The following is a 21,174-nucleotide window of genomic DNA, read 5'->3' on the forward strand; positions in this document are numbered from 1 at the left end:
AGGCGGTCTACGCGCCGCCGGGCGCGCGGGCCGTGGCGGTGGACTCGATGCGCAGCAGGCGTTCCTTGGCGGCGGACCCTCCGGCGTACCCGCCCAGAACGGCCTCGCTCTCGACGACCCGGTGGCACGGCACGATGACGCACACCGGGTTGCTGCCCAGCGCGTTGCCGACCGCGCGCAGCGCCCGCGGCCTGCCGATCCGCTCGGCGATCTCGCGGTAGGTCGTCACCGTCCCGTACGGCACCGCGAGCATCATCTGCAGGACGGTCCTGGAGAACTGGGTCGCCAGGCGCAGGTCGACCGGTGTGGTGAAGGCGCGGAGCCTGGCGGAGAAGTAGGCGTCCAGCTCCCGGCGGACGGGATCGAGCCGCCGGGCGTCCGGCCCGATGAACGTGCCGACCTCCCTGCTGATCCGTTCGAAGACGACGTTCTCGTCCTCGTAGCTGCAGGCCACCACACCCCTGCCCGTCACCGCGAGGGTGAGACGCCCCAGCGGGCCGTCGAGCGTGCCGAACGCGATGTCGGGATGGCTCGTGCCGACGTAGTCGGGCGAGGTCACCCGTAGCAATGCATCGATGTCGCCGGATGACATGGCCCCACCCTTTCGTATCCAGGTGTGTGGTGACCGCAGAGTATCGGACGGATCGCCCGGCCAGTGGCAACACGTGCGGGACGAAAGTGCCAAGATCAGACCGGTTGAGACGGCACTATGGGTCTGTGGTGGACTACAGGGCCGACAGTGACGGCGGTATCGGCCGTGAGGTCGTCGCCGCTGTGCCCAACGCGATCGTCGCCATCGATCGCGAGCAGACGGTGCTCGCCTGGAATCCCGCCGCCGAGCGCCTTTTCGGCTGGTCGGCGAAGGAGATCGTCGGGCGCCGGGCGCCGGTGGTCCCCGAGGAGCTGACGGCCGAGCACAACGCGGTCCTGGAGAAGGTCCGCACCGGCGGTGAGGTCTCGCTGAGGACCAAGCGGTTTCGCCGCGACGGCAGCCTGATCGACGTACGGGTCGACACCGGCGCGCTGTCCTCGCCGGACGGCGCCCTCCTCGGCTACGTCAGCGTCTACCACCTGGCCCAGGACGACGAGACCGCGAACGAGCGCAGCGTCCGCAGGGCACAGCTCGTCCGCAGGCTCACCGACGTGGTCGCCGACATCAACGCCGAGCTGGAGCTGCCCGCCGTGCTCGACCGGATCGCGGCGAGCCTCGCCGACCTGACCGGGGCCGACGCGGGTGGGTTCGTGCTGATCGAGGGCGACAAACTCAGGCTCGTGGCCTGCCACAACCTTCCCGACTCGATGCGCGACTCCACCGCCGACCTTCGCACCAGCCTGGTCGGCAAGCTGCTGCGCGAGGGCAGGACCGTCCTGCTGGAGACCGGCGACCAGAGTCGCCTGGACGAGCTGATCTGGTCGCGGCTGCCCGGCCTGCACACCATCGCGCTCGGCCTCGCCGCCATGGGCGGGCGGTCGTACGGCGCGCTGTACGCGCTGTTCGCCAGGCGCAAGGTGAGCCACCTGGAGCTGGAACTGCTGGAGCTCCTCGCCGGTCACGCGGGCATCGCCGTGGGCAACGCGATGGCCTACCAGGAGGCCGTACGCCAGCGCGCCCACGAACGGGCGGTGTTCGACGCCAGCGCCGACGGCATCGCGGTCCTCGACGGCGCGGGCAGGGTCGTCCGGTGGAACCCGGCCGCGAGCGAGCTGACCGGTTTCCACGCCACCGAGGTGATCGGCGGGCCGCCGCCGTTCGAGCTGCCGAGGCCCGGGGACAAGCTCGGCATCCAGCTGCCCTCGGGCACCTGGCTGGACGTGCTCTGCGCGGAGATCGTGGAGACGGGCGAGATCGTGGTCGACTTCCGCGACGTCACCCGCGCGAAGGAGCTGGAGGAGGCCAAGGACCTCTTCCTCGCCACCACCAGCCACGAGCTGCGCACGCCGATCACCGTGGTCCGAGGCTTCGCCAGCACGCTCGACAGCCGCTGGGACGGCATGACCGACGTCGAGCGCCGTGCCGCCGTGCACACCATCGCCGAGCGGGCCCGCTCTCTCGGTCAGCTCATGGACCACCTGTTGCTGGGATCGCGCGCCGGGGCCGGCGAGCTCGTGCTCAGGATCGAGAGCTTCGATCTGGCCGAGCTGGTCGGGCGTGCCACGCTGGGTCTGCCGATCCTGTCGGACCTGCACCGCATCGAGGTCGCCGTCCCCGACGACCTGCCCCCGGTGTCCGGTGACGCGCTGGCCACCGACATCCTGCTGGCCCAGTTGCTGGAGAACGCCTTCAAGTACTCACCGGACGGTGGCCTGATCAGGGTCGAGGCATGGGTGGACGGCGACCGGGTGGTGCTGGTCGTGGACGACGAGGGCGTGGGAATCGCCCCCGCCGTGCGGGAGCGCGTCTTCGAACGTTTCGTCCAGGCGGACAGCGGTGACCGCCGCAGATTCGGCGGGGTCGGCCTCGGCCTCTACATCGTGCGGAGCCTCGCGCGGGCCCAGGGAGGGGAGGTCACGGCGCATCCGCGTCCCTCGGGCGGCACCCGGATGAGGTTGGCTCTTCGTATTGCCGACACGCCGAGCGCTCTTACCTGATCGACACGCCGAGGCGGTAACGAGCCGGTAACGGATGTGCTGATCTATTGTCGAATGTGCACAAGCTGTAATTGGTGTGCGGTTTCCAAGACTATCTAACGGGGCATTTCGGTCGTACTGGGGTGAGTTCCTCAGGGGGGAACAGGCATACGGGGAGGTGAGTGCGTCGAGCGTCGTTCTGTTGCCGTATGCACCGTCCAGCGTCGCTGTCGCACGCCAACGCCTCTGCTCTGACCTGCAGGAACGGGGTGTGTACGAGTCCGCCATCGATGATGCGGTGCTCGTGGTCAGCGAGCTGCTGAGCAATGCGCTGCGTCACGCTCACCCCCTGCCATCAGGGCAGATCAGGGTGTCATGGCGCTGGACCGAGGAGCATGTCGAGGTCGCTGTGAGTGACGGTGGCGCCGCCACCGAACCGCGGGCGGGACGCCCGGCGCTCTCCTCCCTGGGAGGGCGAGGACTCGGAATCGTCGAATATCTGGCCTCCACCTGGGGCGTCAGGCACGAGGGAGACATCACCACGGTGTGGGCGTTGGTCGCGGCGGTCGACACGGTAGGTAACGGCCATGTTTCCACCCCCGAACCCGCCCTCAGGGAATGCGGGTAACGCTCCCGACGGTGTCCCGCCCCACCTCACACGTCACGAGGCAGGGCGGGATCCCGATCTCCGCGTGCTCACCCGGGGCCCGCCGGGCGGCGTTGTTCGGTGGGCGGCTACGCGGGCTCTACGCGTAGAGGAACCACTTGTCGTACTGGGGGACGCAGCTGTACGAGGTCCACCAGCCGCTCTGGATGCCGAGGTTTCCGACCCGGTGGCAGTCCCAGTCGTAGTAGTAGACGTTCCTGAGGGTGGCGGCCTGTGCGGGCGCCGCGCCGACGGACAGTGCCAGGCCGGTGGCCAGCACGGCCGAGGCGAGCAGGGTCAGGGTCTTGCGCATCATTCCTCCTGGGGCATGGACGAAATGCGGTTCCGCGAAGACGTGCGATCACTCCGTCGGGCCGGACGGCACCGGAAGTATCACACCGGCACTCGCCAGGAAACAGATCACCGTCCCCGTCCCGGTCCGCGGAGCGGGCCTGACCTCGTGACACCGGCGAGGAGACGTGCGGCGAACGTGAAACGTTCACGGCGGTTTTTCGCGGGTGCCGAGCCGGTGTGACGGTGGTTCTTTCGTGGGCGTCGAACCTGTGTCGCGGCGCTTCTTTCGTGGGTGTCCGAAGCGGTGTGACGGCGCTTCCTTCGCGGGTGCCGAGCCGGTGTGACGGTGGTTCTTTCGTGGGCGCCGCCCCCCCCTGTCGCGGCCGTTCTTTCCTGGGCGTCGAAGCGGTGTGACGGCGCTTTCTTCGTGGAGGCCGAACCGGTGTGACGGCACTTCCTCGCCGGTGCCGAGTTCGGTGGATCCGGGGACGGGCCCCTCACGCCCCGGCGAGCGCCGGGCGGTGCAGCACCGCCTTCTCCCCGGCCGTCCAGGCCGTCGAGACGAGGAGGTAGATCCCCGCCGCCAGCGGCAGCACCATGGCGACCAGAACCGTCCCGTACGGCAGCAGGGGCAGCATCCGGCGCAGCGCCGCGGGCTGGAGGTCCTCGCTCATCGTGCGCCGCATCCGGCGGGAGGTGACCCACGCCACGGCGACGAGCAGCAGGAAGAGTCCGGCGAACACCATGGTCGGACCGCTGATCAGCCCGAATCCGGCCACCGTGCCCGCGAACTGCTGCCCGAGCGGCACCCCGAGGAGCCCGTGGGTCAGGAGCGCGTTGGCCTGCCCGGCGATCGTCGAGGAGACGAACACCTGGTACGTCACCATGAGAAACGGCATTTGTGCCACGGACGGCAGGCACCCGGCCAGCGGCGAGGTCTTCTCCCTGGCGTAGAGGGCGGCCATCTCCCGCTGGAGCCGCTCGGGGTCGCGGCCGTACCGCTTCTGGAGTTTCCTGAGCTCCGGCGCGAGGCGGGTCCTGACCCGCTCGCCCCTCGCCTGCATGACACCGAGCGGAAGCAGCATGAGCCGGACGAGGAGGGTGAAAACGACGATCGCGAGCGGGGCCGAGCCCAACGGCTCGGCGAGCACGGCGATGAGACCGGCGGTGAACGAGATGACGGGGTCGAACATGGAAGGGCCCTTCTGAGCGGAGTGAAGACGGCGCAGAAGGCACCCGCGAACCGTGAGGATCTTTTCGGGACGCGTGCGCGGCGCGCGAAGGCCGGGTGTCCCGGAGACATGCCGATCACGCATGTACGGGGTTACCGGTCATGTGCGCGGGTGACGCACGGCGATCGCGTGCGCGTGGGCGCACGGCGACCACATCTGTGCGGACACACGGTGATCAGGCACACGGGGGACACACGGCGATCACGCGCGTCGGGCACGGAGGTCGCGAGAGGTCGCGGGGGTTACGCGGGCGCCGGGCCCGCGGAGGGTGCTCTGGGCCGGGACCTCCCGGCCGCGTCGGGGTCGCACTGCCGGACGAACATCGTCAGCCTGGCCCGGTCGCGCCGGGACAGCGGTGACCGTGACCCCGTACCCGAGGTGACGGGCGCCGGGCGCAGCGCCCAGGCGAGCAGGAGCACGCCCAGCCCGACCACGGCGGCGGCCGTGAGGACACCGCCGCCGTCGAACATCCAGACCGTCAGGGTCTGGACGGCGAGCAGTAGGTTCACTGCTTGAGCTTGCCGACCACGGTGACCGCGGCGACGACCACGAGGGCGAGCACCCCGAGCACGAGCGCGAACTTCAGCAGCCCGAAGAGGGCGGGCAGCACGAGCCCGAACACCACGTAGAGCGCGAGCAGGACGCCCAGAACCCCGAACACGATACGACTCATACGCTCTACCGTACGTCGGCCTGGGAAACGGCGAGGGCCTTGATCATAACGATGGTCATAACGATCCAGTCCTTACGGACCGATGACACGAATGAGGGATCGTTCCCTCGCGGGCCTACCGTGGAGGCCATGAACGCGCGGATTCTGGTGGTCGAGGACGATCCGATGGTGGCCGAGGTCGTGGCCCGCTACCTGGAACGCGACGGTCACGCGGTCGACTGCGTCGGGGACGGCGCCGAGGCGCTCAGGCGCGCGCTGGCCAACCCGCCCGATCTGATGGTGCTCGACCTGATGCTTCCGAAGATGGACGGACTCCAGGTCTGCAGGAAACTCAGGGAGCGCTGGCCGGTCCCGGTGATCATGTTGACCGCGCTCGGCGAGGAGCTGGACAGGGTCGCCGGCCTGGAGACCGGTGCCGACGACTACGTCACGAAGCCGTTCAGCCCGCGTGAGCTGGCCCTGCGCGTACAGTCCGTGCTGCGGCGGGCGCGCGGCGCCTCCCTGCCCGCCGGCACCGGCGTGCTCAGGGACGGCGAGCTCATGGTCGACGTCGGCGCCCACGAGGTGCGCCTGCACGGCGACGAGGTCCTGCTCACCGCCCGCGAGTTCGACCTCCTCGCCCACATGATGCGCAACCCCCGCCAGGCCTTCAGCCGCTCCGCCCTGCTCGACCAGGTGTGGGGCTGGTCCTTCGGCGACTCGTCCACGGTGACCGTGCACGTCCGCCGCCTCCGCGAGAAGATCGAGCCCGACCCGACCGCCCCCCGGCGCATCGTCACCGTGTGGGGTGTCGGCTACCGCTACGAACCGCTGGCGGAGTCGTGATCCCCGAGATCCTGCTGATCGTCGCGGTCACCGCCGGGCTGGGCCTGCTGGTCGCGCTGGCCGGGCTGGGCGCGATGCGACTGCTGCGCGAGCGGTCGATCGGCGTGATGCTCGCGGTGGTCGTCGTGGTGACCGTCGTGGCGACGGTGGGCGGAGTGGTCGCCATCACCCTGAAAATGATCATCGAGGGTACGCCGAGGGACATCGTGCTCAGCGTGGTCGTCGTGGGCGGCCTGGTCGGGCTGGGCGTCGCCACGGTGCTCTCGCGCCGGGTCGTGGCGGCGAGCCGCAGGCTCGTCGACGCCGTGCACGCCGTATCGCCCTCGGGGGAGTTCACCCCCCCGAGGGGATTGCCCGCCGAGCTCGGCACGATCGCCGGGAGCCTGGACCAGGCGTATCGACGGCTGCGGCTCGGCCACGAGCGCGAGCGCGCCCTGGAGAGCGCCCGCCGCGAGCTCGTCGCCTGGGTCAGCCACGACCTTCGCACCCCGCTGGCGGGCATGAGGGCGATGGCCGAGGCCCTGGAGGACGGGGTGGTCTCCGACGAGGAGACCGTCCGCCGCTACCACCGGCAGATCCGCCTGGAGGTGGACCGGCTCTCGGGCATGGTCGACGACCTGTTCGAGCTGTCCAGGATCCACGCCGGGACACTGCGCCTGTCGCGCAGCAGGATCGGCCTCGGGGATCTGGTCGCCGACGCGCTGGCCGGGGTCGAACAGCTGGCCAGGGCGAAGGGGGTGCGGCTGACCGGTGAGGCCGACCAGGTGGTCCCCGTCCAGGCCGACGCCGCCGAACTCTCCCGGGCGCTGCGCAACCTCGTGGTCAACGCGATCAGGCACACTCCGGGCGACGGCACCGTCGTGGTCCGCGCCTCGGCCGAGGACGACATCGCCTGCCTGTCCGTCGCCGACTGCTGCGGCGGCATCCCGGCCGACGACCTGCCCCGCGTCTTCGACGTCGCCTTCCGCGGCGAGACGGCCCGTACCCCCAGCGCCGACGGAGCCGGAGCGGGCCTCGGCCTGGCGATCGCGCGAGGCATCGTCGAGGCCCACGAGGGGTCGATCGGCGTCGTCAACGCCGACGCCGGTTGCCGCTTCGAGATCCGGCTGTCACTCTCCGCCTGAGCGGCCGGGTGCAGGGTGCTCCTTCGTCCGGGCTTCGTCCGGGCTTCGTCCGGGCGGCCAGGTGCTCCTTCGCCTGGGCGTCCGTGTGTTGAACGGTCGAGCCCAGGTGCGGGGGCAGGACGGTCGAGGGACGGTCAGTTCGCGCCCGTGCCGTTGGAACCCGTGCCGCCGGCGGCCGGCGCGGGCGTGACATGGTCATCGAGGTTCTCGGGTCTCACAGCGACCATGAGGGCCATCTGCGCGCACTCGTCACCCTCGGTGTCGCGTTCGACGTGCTGGCAGGAGGTCAGCCTCCTGGTGGTGCCGAGAGATTCCACCATCGCCCGGAACGTCGGGCACGGCCAGCGCCACATGCAGCTGCGGCAACGCAGGATCGGATGCGCGGTGTCGCTCGTGACGCCGCCCGCGTCGCGCGGCCGGTGCAGGTCGAGCAGCCTGACGCCGAGCGTGGCGAAGTCGAGGAGCTCCTCACGCGCTCCCTCAAGAAAATCCAGGTCCTCGGTCGACAGGCGGGTCCTGATCGGGATGTGCCCCTCGTGGTCCACCAGGTTTCGCAGTGAGCTCGCCGCGTCGCGCCACGAGGTGGCCTTGTCGGTACGAGTGATCATGGACTCCAGGTGCTCCCGGAGCCGCTTCCGCTGGAGATCTTCGGGTAGGTCGGTGTTCATTGATCGTTCAAGCCCGTTTCTTGTGACTCAACGGCCGCCACTGACGTGGCGCGGCGGTGATCGGGAGGTGCCGGGTCTCCTCCCTTTCGGGCCAAGCCGTTGTTGCGTAGTGTCAAGCTTCGCGCACTCAGGGTTTCCGTGAGACGGAAACGGGGGACAAAGGGCCGGACGACTCGGGTTGTTCAAGAGAACGTGACCAGCGGCTCTCGCGCCGATAGTGTGCCCGCTGTGGAGCTAAAAGTCTCAACTCGATCTCATGCCGGGCACACCGTCGTGACCATCGTTGGCGAAATCGACCTATACACCGCGCCTCGTCTGCAGGCCGAGTTCACCCGGCTGCTTGGTCAGAGTCAGACCATGCGTGTCGTCCTCGACATGTCCGCGGTGGAGTTCTGTGACTCCACCGGCATGAACGTGCTGCTGTCCGCGCTCAAGCGGTTGCGGGAGCGGGGCGGCACACTGGAGGTGGCGGCGCCCCGGCCCGCCGTACGCAAGATCCTGCAGGTCACGGGTCTCGACTCCGTCTTCGTCGTGCACGAGACCCTGCCGGAGAAGCTGCTGACCTCCGATTCCCAAGGATGACGTCCTCCCCACGGCTGATGCCCGGGGTCACCACGCTGGAGGTGTTCGATGGCCGGCACGGCGGCGATCATTCCCGCCAAGGATGAGGGCGACAGGATCGGGGCCACCGTGGCCGCGGTCCTGGCGCTGCCCGGCGTCGACCTCGTCGTGGTCGTCGACGACGGTTCCGGCGACCAGACGGGACGGGTGGCCAAGGCCGCCGGCGCCCGTGTCGTGCGACACAGCCACAACCGGGGCAAGGCCGCCGCCATGGAGAGCGGTGCCCACGCCGTGCGCCAGCTCGACGGCGAGGAGCCCCGGCACCTGCTCTTCCTCGACGCCGATCTGGGCGACACCGCCCGTACGGCCACCGCGCTGATCGAGCCGGTCGCGGCGGGCGAGGCCGACATGACGATCGCCGTCTTCGTCACCCGGGTGAAGCTCGGAGGCCACGGGTTCGTCGTGAGACTCGCGCGTGAGGGCGTCGAGCGCGCCACCGGCTGGACCCCCACCCAGCCGCTCAACGGGCAGCGCTGCCTGACCCGGGCGGCCTTCGAGGCCGCCCGCCCCCTGGCGCGCGGTTTCGGCGTGGAGACGGGTCTCACGATCGACCTGCTCAGGAAGGGCTTCCGGGTGCGCGAGGTTCAGGTCGAGATGGCACACCGGGCCACGGGTACCGACTGGAAGGCCCAGATCCATCGGGCCAGGCAGTTCCGCGACGTCGCCCGCGCCCTCCTGGCACGCCGTTAACCCGGCATCCGGGTCCGGCACCCGGTCGACCAGGTCGGCGGGCCTGGAGACCGACGCCGAACCGGGCACCCCGCGGGGTGTGCTGGAATTTGCGGGTGACTCGGGATGCGTCGGTCGTCGACGCCAGGCGGAGCCTCGTCGGCGGTACGCCGCGAAGGCTCGGCATCGCCGCGTTCGCAGCAGTGGGGCTCTCGGCGGCGACGACGGTTCTGATCGGGCTGCTCGGCCCCTCGGCCATGGTCCCGAGGCTGCCCGGCCCTTCCTGGCAGCCGCCGTACTCGCTGGACGTCCATCCCGGCACTCATCTGGTCGTCGCCATGGGCGCCTTCGCGATCGTGCTGGGCGGGCTCGGACTCGTCGGCGCGCTCAGGTCACGGTGGGGACCCGACCCGCGCCTGCTGCTCGCGGCCGGCTGCGCCGTGTCGGGCGTGCTCGCCTTCCTGCCGCCCTCGGGCTCGGCCGACCACCTCAACTACGCCGCGTACGGTCGCCTGGTCACGCTCGGCCTGGACCCGTACGCGATCACCCCCGCCACCCTGTCCGGCGACCCCGTCACCGGCGCGGTGGAGGAGTGGGCCGGTGTGACCAGCGTCTACGGCCCGGTCGCCACCGCCGTACAGGCACTGGCGAGCCTCGTGGGCGGTGACTCGGTCAGGCTCACGGTCTTCGTGATGGCCGTCGTCAACGCGGCGGCGTTCGTCGGTACGGCGCTGCTGCTGCACCGTTTCGCCAGGGGGGACGCGAACCTCCAGCGGCGGGCGGCGCTGCTGTGGGTGGCGAACCCGCTGATGATCTACCACCTCGCCGCCGGGATACACGTCGACACCCTCGCCGTCGCCTGCATGGTCGCCGCGCTCACGGTGCGCGGCGCCGCCTCGGGGCTGATGCTCGGGGTGGGCATCGGGGTCAAGCTCAACGCCGGGCTCGTCGCTCTCGGACCCGCGTGGGAGTTGCGTCGCTCGCCGGGCAGGCTCGCCGTGGTGGCGGGGACCGCGACGGCCACCGTGGTGGCGATCTACGCCGTCGCCGGGCCGCACGTGCTCGATCAGGTGAGCGCCGCCAGTAAGAGGGTCTCCCTCGCCACCCCCTGGCAACTCGTCAAGGTGGGGCTCCAGTCGCTCTTCGGGCCGGGCGCGTACTCGGCGTGGATCCAGATCGGGTCCCTGCTCCTGATGGCCTGCCTGGCCTGGCTCGTGCTGCGGGCGTTGCCCGCCGACACCGTGCCGGCTGTGGGGCCGAATGTGGGTCCGTCCGTGGCCGCCGCGATGGTGGTCGCCTGGCTGTTCGCCGCCCCGTACGCGTTGCCCTGGTACGACGGGCTGGCCTTCGCGCTGCTGGCGATGGCGTCCTGGCCCGCGTTGGAGGCGTTCATGGTGGCCAGGGTCGCCGTGCTGTCGCTCGCATACCTCCCGGCCAGGGAGATAGCGCGGCCCGATGACCTGCTCTGGACCAAGACCCTGCTCAGGGAGACGGTGGTGCCGTGGACGCTGCTGGCACTGACGATCGCCCTGGTGTGGTGGGCGGCGAGAGCCGGACTGCGCGCACGCAGGCGGCCAGCGTCAGCGGCACCGCGACCGTGAGCGCCATCGCGGGGATCGCGATGCCCGAGTCGTTCATCAGAAACCCGATCAGCGAGCAGGCCAGCGCCCCGATCAGCCCGGCGCGCAGCGCGGGCGCGAGCGTGTAGGCCCGGCCCAGGGCCGAGGCCCCCCACCGCGAAGGGCGGTCGAGCACCAGGAACAGGAACGCCAGCGCGACCAGCGTGAGCAGCGACAGCGACCAGTTGCCGACCGTGACCCCGATCATCGCGCCGAACTTGCGGCCGACCACGGTCCAGGCATCCCCGTCCAGCACCTGCTGCACGAAGGCACCCAGGTGGGTGCGTTGGTCGGCGGGCCGCATCCAGTCGGCCACTGCTATGGCGCCGATCAGCAGGCTGCCCGCCAGGCCGACCAGGACCAGTCTCATCGGTGAGACCCGCCCGCCGGACACCAGGATCATGAGGATCGCGACCCCCACCAGGAACGCCGGGACCCCGCCGAAGTCGGCGCCCCACGCGGGCCAGCCGTCGGCGAACACCGCCAGTCCTCCGTACGCCGCGCACACCGCGAGCGCGAGCGTCCGACGGCCACCCGAGATCAGCCACTGGGCGATGCCGGCGAGGGCGAGGATCGTGCCGGCGGCGTAGACGGCGAAGGCGATGTTGCTGAAACCGTAGAAGCGCCCGCCGGTGACCGGCTCGTAGCCGGTGACCGCGTTCACCTGAAGTGCCGAGCCGGTCATCACGTCGGCCAGCAGCGCGACCGAGGTGATGGCGGCGACCACCGTCAGCGGGCCGAGCGGGTGCGCCCGCCACGGTCCGGAGAGCGCCACCCCGGCGACCGCGCAGGCGAAGCCGAGGATCGTCACGATCACCCAGACCATCGGCGCGGGCAGGCTCCACCAGGGGATCAACTGCGCCAGGAAGGTGGAGACCGCGATCGCCCCGCTGACCACGGCGACGACCTGGATGGCCGTCAGGGCACGAGAACCACCCCAGCCCCGGCGGATCGCGACGGCGGCCAGCAGGTAGAACAGGATCTGCACCGCCACGAACACCGCGAAGAACGGCCCCCTCACCTCGCGCAGCACCTGGCTCGCCAGGTCGTCGTCGGCGAGCTTCTCGACCGTCGCCGCGACCGGCTCCTCGCTCGCCCCGCCGCCCTGCCAGGCGCGTCCCACGACCCCGTTGGGGGACTGGAGGCTCAGCAGGCCGATCGCGGTGGCGGTCAGGTCGGTGTTCGTGACCAGGCCGTCCTGGCGGGTGGAGGCGGCGGTGAGGTAGCCGCGCGGGTACGTTTCCCCGCCGGGGGACGGCCCCCGGGCGATCGCCACGTGCAGGTGAGGCGCGACCGAGGTGTCGGCCAGGCCGGCGACCAGGACCGTGGCCTCCGTTCCGGGCGCGGCCGTTCCGGGGACGGTGCCTTCGGAGGGCGTGGCCTCGGGCGTCGTGGCTCCGGGCGCGGTGGTCTCCGGCGTCGTGGTTTCCGGTGCCCGGGTCCCGGGTGCGGTGGTCTCCGGGGCCGGTGCCGTGGTTTCGGGCGCGGTGGTCTCCGGGGCCGTGCTCGTCGTGGGCGACGCCGGGGTCGTGCCGTCGGCGAACGAGGGGGGCAGGCGGTCGAGGACCGTGCCCACCACGCGGTCGGCCCTGGCCACGGCCTCCCGCCTGGCCTGGGTGGTCATCGTGGCGGGGACGTCGTCCGCGGCGAGGGCGTCACCGGTCCAGGCCCTGGCGAGGTCATCGGCCTCGACCACGATCAGCCCGTACGGGGACAGGTCGCGCAGCTCCTCGACACTCGCCGCGTATTTCCCGATTTTTCCGGACTTGTCGGCGGCGGCGAGGGCGGCTCCCGGCCCGACGGCCGCCACCTTCAGACCCGCCTCCGCCGCGAGCCCGCCCAGCTGCCCGAGAACCGGCCGGTAGGAGGTGGTGGCGTTGAAAGCGGTCAGCTCGTCCCAGCCGGGCACGCTCGCCCCGCCGCCGGGGGTCGCCTCCGGTGCCCGAGGGGGCTCACAGCCCGTGCCGGGAGCGCCCGCGCGCTGGCCGGCCGACACCGTCAGCCAGCCCGCCGCCGGGCAGGTGATCCCCCGTTCGGGCGGCGGGACCGCCCGGGTGGACATGGACGCGGACCCGCCCTCACCCGCGAGCCTCCACAGGTTCGGGGTCCGCTCCCGGTCGAGGTCGCTCCACTCCAGGCCGGGCACCCCGATGATCACGACCCTTCCGGGAGGCGTTACCGCCGAGGCGCCCGTCACGCCGTCACCGGAGCCCCCCGGAACACCGGGGGCACCCGAGGCGCCCGTACCGGCACCCGAGGCGTCGAGGGCACCCGAGATCCCCTGGGCTCCCAAGGTATGGGGAACAGCGGAGGCGGCGAAGGCCTCCGGAGTGCCCGGGAGGCCGAGCAGGACGAAGAGCAGGGCCGACAGCAGAGCCGACAGCAGGGACGCGGCGGTCGGCACGGTCCCGGCGACCCGGCGGAACGCCGGCCGTGTCGCGGGTCCCCCGGTCGCCGGGCACGCGCGCCCGTGACCGCTGTGTGCCGAAGCCATCCGGTTCCCCCTGTCCGTGCCCGTCGGGCGGCCACTTTTCCCCGCCCCCACGGTAACCTGCCTGCTCGTGAGGACTGGCGAGGCGACCACGACCGAGCGGCGCCCATGGACGTGGCCGTCGTGGTCGGCGTGGCTGCCCGCGCTGCTGCTCGTCGCCGCCGCGGTGGCCCCGCTGGTGCTCCACTGGCTGGGCAATGTGGACGACCAGCGTCTGGTCGACCTGGATGTGTACCGTACCGGCGGAGCGGCGATCCTGGAGGGTCGGTCCGTCTACGGGTTCGTCACGCCCGCGCCGCAGCTGCTGCCCTTCACCTATCCGCCGGTGGCGGCGCTGTTCGCCACGCCGCTGGCGGCGGTGTCGTGGACGACGGCGCAGTGGGCGTGGACGGCGTTGATCTTCCTGACACTGGGGGTCTCCGTCTGGCTCTCCTTCCGCGCCGTGTTCGACGGGGTGGGTGGCGCGCCGGGGAGGTCGGGAGCGGCGGACGAGGTCCCGCTCTCACCGGGTTCCGCTCACCGCGCGCCCGGTGGGGATCCGGCGCCGACGGAGGGGAAGCTCCGGGGCGTACGCACCCGACCGGTCGGTCCGGGGAGACTCGGCGGGCTCGGTGGGACGGGCGGGGGTCGGCTGTGGACGCCGCTGCTGTTCGCCGCCCTGATGATCGCGTGCACCTACCTGATGCCGATCAGGGACCAGGTCCGCTTCGGCCAGGTGGACATCCTGCTCGTCGCGCTCTGTCTGGCCGACTGCGTGGCCAGGCGCCCGCTGTGGCCGCGCGGCATGCTGATCGGCCTGGCCACCGCGGTCAAGCTCACCCCGGGTGTCTTCCTGATCTACTTCCTCATCGCCGGTTTCGGACCCGGCGCGAGACGGGAGCATCGAGAGACCTTCCTCGTGGCCGCGCTCACCGCCGCGCTGCTGACCCTGCTCCCGTTCCTGGTGATCCCGGCGGACGCCGCCGACTTCTGGTTCCGCGCGTTGCTCGATCCCGAGCGGCTCGGTGCCAACGCGGCGACCACCAACCAGTCGATGCGCGGCATGCTCATCCGGCTCTACCTCCCCGACGTGCTGACGAGCCTGCTCTGGCTGGCGCTGGTCGCCGTGGTCGCCTGGTACGGCTTCCGCCACGCCCGTAGAGCGCTGCTCGACGGGCACCTCGTGAGCGGGGTGGCCCTGGTCGGGCTGATGGCCGTAGTGCTCTCGCCGGTCGCCTGGATCCACCATCTGGCCTGGGTGGTCGTGGTGCTCGGCGCGTTGGTCGGTGACGGGCGCGACCCGGTCAGGCTCCGGGTGGCCGCCGGGGTCTGGCTCTACTACGTGCTGCCGATCCCCTGGTGGGGAGTGACGATCAAGGCGATGGAGATCCCGGTGCTCAGCCCGGTGCTGGGCAAGATCGTGCAGAACGGATTCGGGCTGGGCGCGCTGGCCCTGGTCTGGGTGCTGGGAGTGTGGCTGCCCCGGCGAAGGGCGACGTTCGAGAAGAAAACGACGTCTGACGTGGGACGACTTCGATCGATCGGATAGGAGTCGGTCGTATCGGTATGTAATCCTGCGCACATTTTCTGACAGTCGCCGGATACCCTGGGGCCATGCCGAAACTCGCTTACCTGGGACCGGAGGGGACCTTCACCGAGGAAGCCCTGCGCATCCTGGCGCCTGAGGCCGAGCGCCTGCCGAGCCCGAACGTCACCGCGGCCCTCGATGCCGTACGGCGCGGCGAGGCCGACGGAGCCGTCGTCCCGATGGAGAACTCGCTCGAAGGCGCGATCACCACGACCCTCGACGAGCTCGCCCGGGGTGAGGCGCTGCTCATCACCGCCGAGCTGCTGCTTCCCGTCGAATTCTCGCTCCTGGCGCGTCCCGACACCGAGATCGGCCACATCAAGAGGGTCTTCACCCACCCGGCGGCCATCACCCAGTGCCGCAACTTCATCGCCCGCGAGCTGCCCGACGCCGTGGTGGTCGCCGCCCCGTCGACCGCCGCCGCGGCGCAGGAGGTCGCGCTGCCCGGCTCGCCGTACGACGCGGCCATCGCCGCGCGCATCGCCGGAGAGCACTACGGACTGGTCGAGCTCGCGTCCGGGATCGGCGACCGCACCGACACCGTCACCCGGTTCGTCCAGGTGTCGCGTCCCGGACCGCTGCCGGAGCCGACCGGCGCCGACCGCACCTCCCTGGTCGTCTTCCTCGCCGACGACCACCCGGGCGCGCTGCTGGAGATGCTGACCGAGTTCTCCGTCCGCGGCGTCAACCTGTCCCGCATCGAGTCGCGGCCCACCGGCGACGGCATCGGCCGCTACTTCTTCCACTTCGACTTCGAGGGCCACGTCGCCGACGCCCGCGTCGGAGAGGCGATCTCGGGTCTCCACCGGGTCTCCGCCGAGGTGCGCTTCCTGGGCAGCTACCCGCGCGCCGACGGTCTCTTCCCGCAGATCAAGCGTGGTACGAACGACGGCGACTTCACCGAGGCCGCCAGTTGGCTCGGCAGGATCCGCAACGGTCAGGTCTGACCGTCACCCGGCTCGCGAGCCGGCGCCGATCCCAGGAGGCAGCCGGAGTATGCCCTTCGAAGGCGCCCTCCGAGAGGGATCCGGAGTGTGCCCGCCGAAGGCACGCCAGAGGGGGCGGGGCCGGTGCGTACCCCCGCCGAAGGCGTCCGCCGGGCGGAAACGGGGTCGGTGCGCCCGCTCTAAGGCGTTCCAGGGAGGCTCTAAGGCGTCCCGGGGAGGAAGACGGGGCCGGTGGGTGCCCGCCGAAACGTCCCGCCGGGCGGGAAAGCGGGTTCCGTTCCCGTGGCGCCACCCCGCCTCGGAGGGCGGGCGGTCAATCCGGGCGCGGGCGCGGGCAGTACATCGGTAGCCTTGTGGCTGTGATTGACCTGCGTACCCTTCGTGAGGATCCCGACCGGCTACGGGCGTCGCAGCGTGCCCGCGGTGAGGACGACTCTGTCGTCGACACGCTGCTCGACCTCGACGAGCGGCGGCGCGGCGCGCTGAGTCGCTTCGAGACGCTCCGCGCCGAGCAGAAAACCATCGGCAAGTCGGTCTCCCGTGCCTCGGGTGAGGAGAAGGCGACCCTGCTGGAGCGGGCGAAGGATCTCTCCGCGCAGGTGAAGTCCGCCGAGGCCGAGGCGGAGAAGCTCGGCTCCGAACTCGACGGCCTGCTCTACACGGTGTCCAACCTCGTGGAGGAGGGGGCTCCCGCCGGCGGCGAGGACGACTACGTCGTGCTGGAGGAGATCGGCGAGAAGCCGTCCTTCGACTTCGAGCCCAAGGACCACCTGGAGCTGGGAGAACTCCTCGGCGCGATCGACATGGAGCGCGGCGCGAAGGTCTCCGGCTCGCGGTTCTTCTTCCTGAAGGGGGTCGGCGCCAGGCTGCAGCTCGGGCTGCTCAACATGGCGATGCAGCAGGCGATCGAGGCCGGCTTCGTCCCGATGATCACGCCCGTGCTGGTCAAGCCGGAGTCGATGAAGGGCACCGGTTTCCTCGGCGCCCACGCCAGTGAGGTCTACCACCTGCCCGACGACGACCTTTTCCTGGTCGGCACGAGCGAGGTGCCGATGGCGGCCTACCACGGCGACGAGATCCTCGACGGCTCCGCGCTCCCGTACCGCTACGCGGGATGGTCCTCCTGCTTCCGGCGCGAGGCCGGCTCGTACGGCAAGGACACCCGGGGCATCATCCGGGTTCACCAGTTCGACAAGGTGGAGATGTTCTCCTACGTCCGCCCCGAGGACGCCCACGCCGAGCACCTGCGTCTGCTCGCCTGGGAGAAGGAGATGCTGGCCAAGGTCGAGCTGCCCTACCGGGTGATCGACACCGCGGCCGGAGATCTGGGGTCCTCGGCCGCGCGGAAGTTCGACTGCGAGGCGTGGGTGCCCAGCCAGGGCAGCTACCGCGAGCTCACCTCGACCTCCAACTGCACCGAGTTCCAGGCCCGCCGTCTCGGCGTTCGCTTCCGTGACTCCGGTGGCAAGCCCCAGCACGTGGCCACCCTGAACGGCACGCTGGCCACCACCCGCTGGATCGTCGCCATCCTGGAGAACCACCAGCAGGCCGACGGCTCCGTCGTGCTCCCCAAGGCGCTGCGCCCGTACGTCGGCCTCGACGTGCTCGAACCCGTCAAGTAAGCCCGCGCCGCGCGAAGAGACTCACAGTGAAGGCCCCGCCGCGGCGGGGCCTTTTCGTGATCACGCCGGATGTTCCGCCGCTTTTGTCGCTTCCTCGGTTGGCGCGGCGCCCGCCCAGCCGACCAGGACGGACCCGCCGACTCCGATCGCGCCGACGAGCCAGGCGAGGAACCCCGCCGTCGGATAGTCGTCGATGACGCCCGCCTCCCAACCGATGAAGAGCGTCCATGTCGCGAACGGCGTGCAGCAGGCGATGGTGACGAGCGCCAGCCAGGTCCGGGCCGGTACGCGCGCCCGGATCGCCGCCACCGACACGAGAACCGTCGCGGTGAGGGCGCAGGCACCGCCGAGCAGGGCCATCAGAGCGCCGATGTCGATGACGTGCGGTTCGCCGGACGGCAGGGCGAGCACGAAACCGACCGCGGCGAGGAAGTACGCGGGCCCGGTCACGCCGGTGATCCGCCGTGTGTGACGGCGTGCCACGGCCATGCCGGACATGAAGCCGAGCAGGCCGACGAAGAGACCGACGCGGTGCTCCGTCCTCAGATCGACTCCCGGCGCGTCGAGCGGGATCGCCGCGTTCGCGGAGAGACCTCCGTCGAACAGGCCCATCCGCCGCCAGTTTCCCCGCGCGTCCCGTACGGCGATGCCATCCTCGCCGTTGGCCGCCACCACCACGTGCCCGTCCGGTACGCGCTGGACCGCGATGGCCGAGGAACCGTGCCATGGCCTGTCCTGCGTGCCCGCCGCCCGCCGCCGAAGGGCGTCCTCACGCCCTGGGGAGACCGCCCACACCGTTCTCCAGCTGTTCCCGCCGTCCCGCGACTCGTCCACCGCCAGCCGAGGTGGGACGACGCGGTAGCAGTGCAGGGGGTCATCGGGCAGGCAGCTCCGGGTCGCGGGGGCCTGGACGGGCGAGGAACCGAGGTCTGGGAGGCCCGAGTCCGGTGAGGGCGAAGAGATCCGGGTGCTCCGCTCCTGTGCGGGGTGGCCGATCCACGTACGGCCGCCGTCACGGGAGAGGAACTCGGCACCTTGGTCCAGGACCACGGCGATGACCTCGCCACGTATGAGGACCTGCGTCACCACGGGCGGCCGCGGTTCACCTGCGGTGGCGGTGACCCCGACAAGGGCGATCGGGACGATGATCAACACGCGGACCCGCGGTACCGGGTGACCGGTACCGCACCGGAGCCAGATCAGCCACGCGGCGCCCAGCGCCGGCAGGGCCACCAGGTCGGTCGGGTCGGCCAGGACAAGCGATGGGCCGGCGGCCAGGGTCCACGCTCTGGAGGCGAGTGCCGCGCCCGCCTCCGTGGTCTTGACCAGGGTGAAGCCGACACCGGTGGCGGTGATCGCCACGAGGGCGGCGAGCCGGATGGGGGCGAGCGAGGCGCCGCCTCCGGAGAGGGCGAGGACCGAGGAGAAGAGGAGAGAAAGAACGAGGGCGAGTACGGGCGGGGCGACCAGCAGCCCCGCGACGTCGCTCAGCTTGCCGGTGACGAGCCCCGGCCACAGGGCCTTGAGGAGATGGTCGTTGATCAGCAGCACGAAGGTGGCGACCACGGTCGCCGGATGCCCGATCCAGGCGAGGAGAGGCTCTCGCGGGCTTTCCATGGCCGGGTAGATCCACCGCGACGAGGCTTGGTTCGGGGTTGGTGGCATTCGTGATCGAGGTGTGTCCCGAAACCCGAGCGATCCGCACGTCCCGGCGCCGGCGAGTCCGGTTCGCCGGTGACGCCGCGCACGTCCACAGTCCCGCGGGAGGGCACGGAATGAACATCGGAATCCCTTTTCCCGCTGTCGCCCTGGCGAAGCCCTTACGGTCGCTCTCAGAGGCGGAGAGAGGGCGCTGGACCGCTACGTCGCGGCCCGCCCCATCGCACTCCAGGCCGCCACCCTCGCCGGGCGGCTTTCAGGCCGGCCGACATGAACAGGCACCTGCGACCGCTCGGAAACCTCGTTCCGCGGCTCCTGGCGCTCAGCCCGGCCTTTCGTCGGCGTCTCGCCTGGCGGCTCTCGGATCCGGTCTGTCGGTGAGCCCCGCAGGTCTGGCCCGGGGCCGGTGCCCTCAAGGGGGAGAATCGGCCTCCGCGGACGAAAGTGAGGCGAGAACACGCGGGGCGGTACGCCGGGGCGCGCTCCGCAGGACGGGGGTCGGTGCCCGAAGTGCCGCGGGACGCCCCGAAAGGTCCGGGAACAGAAAGACGGGGTTCGCTAGAAGCGAACCCCGTCTTCCCGGTTCAACCAAGAGGTCTATGCGTCAGACGGCGCGGACCTGCGAGGCCTGCGGGCCCTTCTGGCCCTGGGTGATCTCGAACTCGACCCGCTGGCCGTCTTCGAGGCTACGGTAGCCGTTGCCCTGGATCTCGGAGAAGTGCACGAACACGTCCGGTGCACCGCCGTCCGGTGCGATGAAGCCGAAGCCCTTTTCAGCGTTGAACCACTTGACGGTTCCCTGAGCCATTAAAGCTCTCCCTCAGGATTTGAAACTTTGGGATTCACACCTCATGAACCCCATGTGTCGTACAGCGGGCCCCGGGGTGGCTCAGTCAAACTGGTTTTCACAACGGGATTCAGCTAATACAACGCCATCACATCTAACACTATCCGGCGCGGGCGTGTTCCCGCCATGAGGAAGATTCCTTGGACCGGATCCCGGGGCCGACAGACCGGCTATCACAGTGCAGACTGGGACGTGTTATGCAAAGCCCCAGGTTGATCGCCACAGACCTCGATGGCACCGCTCTGCGCTCGGACGGTACCGTCTCTCCCCGTACGGCCGCCGCTTTTGCGCTTGTGGAGAACGCCGGGGCCACGCTGGTCTTCGTGACCGGCAGGCCACCCCGCTGGATGAGCATGGTCGCGGGTGCCGTACGCCGTCGTGGGCTGGCCATATGCGCCAACGGAGCCCTCGTCTACGACCTGCACAGCGAGCAGATCGTCAGATCCCACCTCATCCACCCGGACGTGCTCGAAGAGGTGGTGAGACGCCTCCGCGAAAAGGTGCCCGACCTCGCCTTCTCCGTGGAATACGAGGGCGGATTCGCCCACGAATCGGACTTCCGTCTCGGAAGATGGGACAGCAAGACGGTCGTCGGACGCCGTGTCGGAACGGACGCACTTACCTCGCGGCCCTGCGCCAAGCTTCTAGCGCTGCATCCCAGAATGGACCCCGACATCCTCCATGAGGCGGTTTACGGGCTGGTCGGTGACCTTGTCACCCCCACCCATTCCAGCGGCCGGGCACTGATAGAGATGAGCGCGCACGGTGTGACGAAGGCATCGGCACTGGCCCATCTCGCTATGACGCTCGGTGTCGTGGCCGAAGAGGTGGTCGCCTTTGGTGACATGCCCAATGATCTGCCGATGCTCAGGTGGGCCGGCACCTCGTACGCCGTCGCCAACGCCCACCCGGAGGTGCTGGCCGCGGTCGATCACGTGACCGCGGCCAACAACGACGACGGGGTCGCCGGAGTCCTTGAGGAGCTCTACAAGGGGGACGGATTTCGCGACCCCCGTGAAGGCGTCCCATGAAGGCGTCCCGTGAAGGCTCCGCGGGCGGGGGCGGCCACCGGCTCTCGCCGTACTCTCGCCGGATCGCGGGC

At 70.6% G+C, this 21,174-nt stretch carries 21 protein-coding genes; 12 read left to right on the forward strand and 9 right to left on the reverse strand.

What is annotated here, in order from left to right; translation table 11 throughout:
• Positions 1-7: 7 nt before the first annotated feature.
• Positions 8-592, reverse strand: a complete 585-nt coding sequence (locus ACFY3D_RS20120) for a methylated-DNA--[protein]-cysteine S-methyltransferase (protein ID WP_362902111.1) — start codon at positions 590-592, stop codon at positions 8-10.
• A 125-nt stretch (positions 593-717) separates the two neighbouring features.
• On the opposite strand from ACFY3D_RS20120, the gene ACFY3D_RS20125 reads away from it, so the two are divergent.
• Positions 718-2,589: a PAS domain S-box protein gene (locus tag ACFY3D_RS20125; protein WP_389981252.1), complete on the forward strand. Its 1,872-nt coding sequence runs from the start codon at positions 718-720 to the stop codon at positions 2,587-2,589.
• A gap of 157 nt (positions 2,590-2,746) precedes the next feature.
• Positions 2,747-3,196, forward strand: coding sequence for an ATP-binding protein (locus ACFY3D_RS20130; RefSeq protein ID WP_389981253.1), 450 nt, complete (start codon positions 2,747-2,749; stop codon positions 3,194-3,196).
• 118 nt (positions 3,197-3,314) lie between these two features.
• On the opposite strand, the gene ACFY3D_RS20135 is transcribed toward ACFY3D_RS20130, so the two are convergent.
• The 4 genes from ACFY3D_RS20135 to ACFY3D_RS20150 all read right to left on the reverse strand — a co-directional run bounded on the left by ACFY3D_RS20135 (position 3,315) and on the right by ACFY3D_RS20150 (position 5,413).
• Entirely contained in the window at positions 3,315-3,527 is a 213-nt protein-coding gene (locus ACFY3D_RS20135; RefSeq protein WP_362513496.1) for a hypothetical protein, read from the reverse strand.
• 478 nt (positions 3,528-4,005) lie between these two features.
• Positions 4,006-4,701, reverse strand: coding sequence for a YidC/Oxa1 family membrane protein insertase (locus tag ACFY3D_RS20140; protein WP_389981254.1), 696 nt, complete (start codon positions 4,699-4,701; stop codon positions 4,006-4,008).
• Between the two features lie 281 nt (positions 4,702-4,982).
• Complete coding sequence (locus ACFY3D_RS20145) at positions 4,983-5,249, reverse strand: DUF6412 domain-containing protein (protein ID WP_350942032.1); 267 nt, start codon at positions 5,247-5,249, stop codon at positions 4,983-4,985.
• Positions 5,246-5,413, reverse strand: coding sequence for a hypothetical protein (locus ACFY3D_RS20150; RefSeq protein WP_350942034.1), 168 nt, complete (start codon positions 5,411-5,413; stop codon positions 5,246-5,248). The genes ACFY3D_RS20145 and ACFY3D_RS20150 overlap by 4 nt, the downstream gene beginning before the upstream one ends.
• Before the next feature lie 129 nt (positions 5,414-5,542).
• Between ACFY3D_RS20150 and ACFY3D_RS20155 the strand changes: the two genes are divergently transcribed.
• Both ACFY3D_RS20155 and ACFY3D_RS20160 read left to right on the forward strand, forming a co-directional pair.
• Positions 5,543-6,238, forward strand: coding sequence for a response regulator transcription factor (locus ACFY3D_RS20155; RefSeq protein ID WP_389981256.1), 696 nt, complete (start codon positions 5,543-5,545; stop codon positions 6,236-6,238).
• Entirely contained in the window at positions 6,235-7,362 is a 1,128-nt protein-coding gene (locus ACFY3D_RS20160; protein WP_350942037.1) for a HAMP domain-containing sensor histidine kinase, read from the forward strand. The genes ACFY3D_RS20155 and ACFY3D_RS20160 overlap by 4 nt, the downstream gene beginning before the upstream one ends.
• Before the next feature lie 134 nt (positions 7,363-7,496).
• Here the strand turns inward: ACFY3D_RS20160 and ACFY3D_RS20165 are convergent, their stop codons facing one another.
• Positions 7,497-8,030, reverse strand: a complete 534-nt coding sequence (locus ACFY3D_RS20165) for a hypothetical protein (RefSeq protein ID WP_389981258.1) — start codon at positions 8,028-8,030, stop codon at positions 7,497-7,499.
• 228 nt (positions 8,031-8,258) lie between these two features.
• On the opposite strand from ACFY3D_RS20165, the gene ACFY3D_RS20170 reads away from it, so the two are divergent.
• From ACFY3D_RS20170 to mptB, 3 genes are all read left to right on the forward strand, one after another.
• Complete coding sequence (locus ACFY3D_RS20170) at positions 8,259-8,612, forward strand: STAS domain-containing protein (protein ID WP_350942041.1); 354 nt, start codon at positions 8,259-8,261, stop codon at positions 8,610-8,612.
• A gap of 48 nt (positions 8,613-8,660) precedes the next feature.
• Positions 8,661-9,341, forward strand: coding sequence for a glycosyltransferase (locus ACFY3D_RS20175; RefSeq protein ID WP_350942042.1), 681 nt, complete (start codon positions 8,661-8,663; stop codon positions 9,339-9,341).
• A 95-nt stretch (positions 9,342-9,436) separates the two neighbouring features.
• On the forward strand, positions 9,437-10,921 hold the full coding sequence (mptB, locus tag ACFY3D_RS20180; protein WP_389981260.1) for a polyprenol phosphomannose-dependent alpha 1,6 mannosyltransferase MptB: 1,485 nt from the start codon (positions 9,437-9,439) through the stop codon (positions 10,919-10,921).
• On the opposite strand, the gene ACFY3D_RS20185 is transcribed toward mptB, so the two are convergent.
• Entirely contained in the window at positions 10,803-13,433 is a 2,631-nt protein-coding gene (locus tag ACFY3D_RS20185; RefSeq protein WP_389981262.1) for a hypothetical protein, read from the reverse strand. The two genes, mptB and ACFY3D_RS20185, sit on opposite strands and share 119 nt — an antisense overlap.
• A gap of 67 nt (positions 13,434-13,500) precedes the next feature.
• Here ACFY3D_RS20185 and ACFY3D_RS20190 point away from each other — a divergent pair, with 67 nt between their 5' ends.
• The 3 genes from ACFY3D_RS20190 to serS all read left to right on the forward strand — a co-directional run bounded on the left by ACFY3D_RS20190 (position 13,501) and on the right by serS (position 17,566).
• Positions 13,501-14,958: a glycosyltransferase 87 family protein gene (locus tag ACFY3D_RS20190; RefSeq protein WP_389981263.1), complete on the forward strand. Its 1,458-nt coding sequence runs from the start codon at positions 13,501-13,503 to the stop codon at positions 14,956-14,958.
• 65 nt (positions 14,959-15,023) lie between these two features.
• Entirely contained in the window at positions 15,024-15,944 is a 921-nt protein-coding gene (gene pheA / locus ACFY3D_RS20195; protein WP_350942047.1) for a prephenate dehydratase, read from the forward strand.
• A gap of 359 nt (positions 15,945-16,303) precedes the next feature.
• Positions 16,304-17,566 (forward strand): serine--tRNA ligase, encoded by a 1,263-nt coding sequence (serS, locus tag ACFY3D_RS20200; RefSeq protein ID WP_389981265.1) that lies wholly within the window; start codon positions 16,304-16,306, stop codon positions 17,564-17,566.
• 60 nt (positions 17,567-17,626) lie between these two features.
• Here serS and ACFY3D_RS20205 read toward each other — a convergent pair whose 3' ends face one another.
• On the reverse strand, positions 17,627-19,183 hold the full coding sequence (locus ACFY3D_RS20205; protein ID WP_389981267.1) for a hypothetical protein: 1,557 nt from the start codon (positions 19,181-19,183) through the stop codon (positions 17,627-17,629).
• 59 nt (positions 19,184-19,242) lie between these two features.
• Between ACFY3D_RS20205 and ACFY3D_RS20210 the strand changes: the two genes are divergently transcribed.
• Positions 19,243-19,920, forward strand: a complete 678-nt coding sequence (locus tag ACFY3D_RS20210) for an FAD-dependent monooxygenase (RefSeq protein WP_389981446.1) — start codon at positions 19,243-19,245, stop codon at positions 19,918-19,920.
• Here ACFY3D_RS20210 and ACFY3D_RS20215 read toward each other — a convergent pair.
• Entirely contained in the window at positions 19,830-20,033 is a 204-nt protein-coding gene (locus ACFY3D_RS20215; protein WP_012886943.1) for a cold-shock protein, read from the reverse strand. The two genes, ACFY3D_RS20210 and ACFY3D_RS20215, sit on opposite strands and share 91 nt — an antisense overlap.
• A 251-nt stretch (positions 20,034-20,284) precedes the next feature.
• On the opposite strand from ACFY3D_RS20215, the gene ACFY3D_RS20220 reads away from it, so the two are divergent.
• Positions 20,285-21,103: an HAD family hydrolase gene (locus tag ACFY3D_RS20220; protein ID WP_389981268.1), complete on the forward strand. Its 819-nt coding sequence runs from the start codon at positions 20,285-20,287 to the stop codon at positions 21,101-21,103.
• Positions 21,104-21,174 lie beyond the last annotated feature (71 nt).

This window comes from Streptosporangium sp. NPDC000509 (genome assembly GCF_042898365.1).
Classification (GTDB): domain Bacteria; phylum Actinomycetota; class Actinomycetes; order Streptosporangiales; family Streptosporangiaceae; genus Streptosporangium.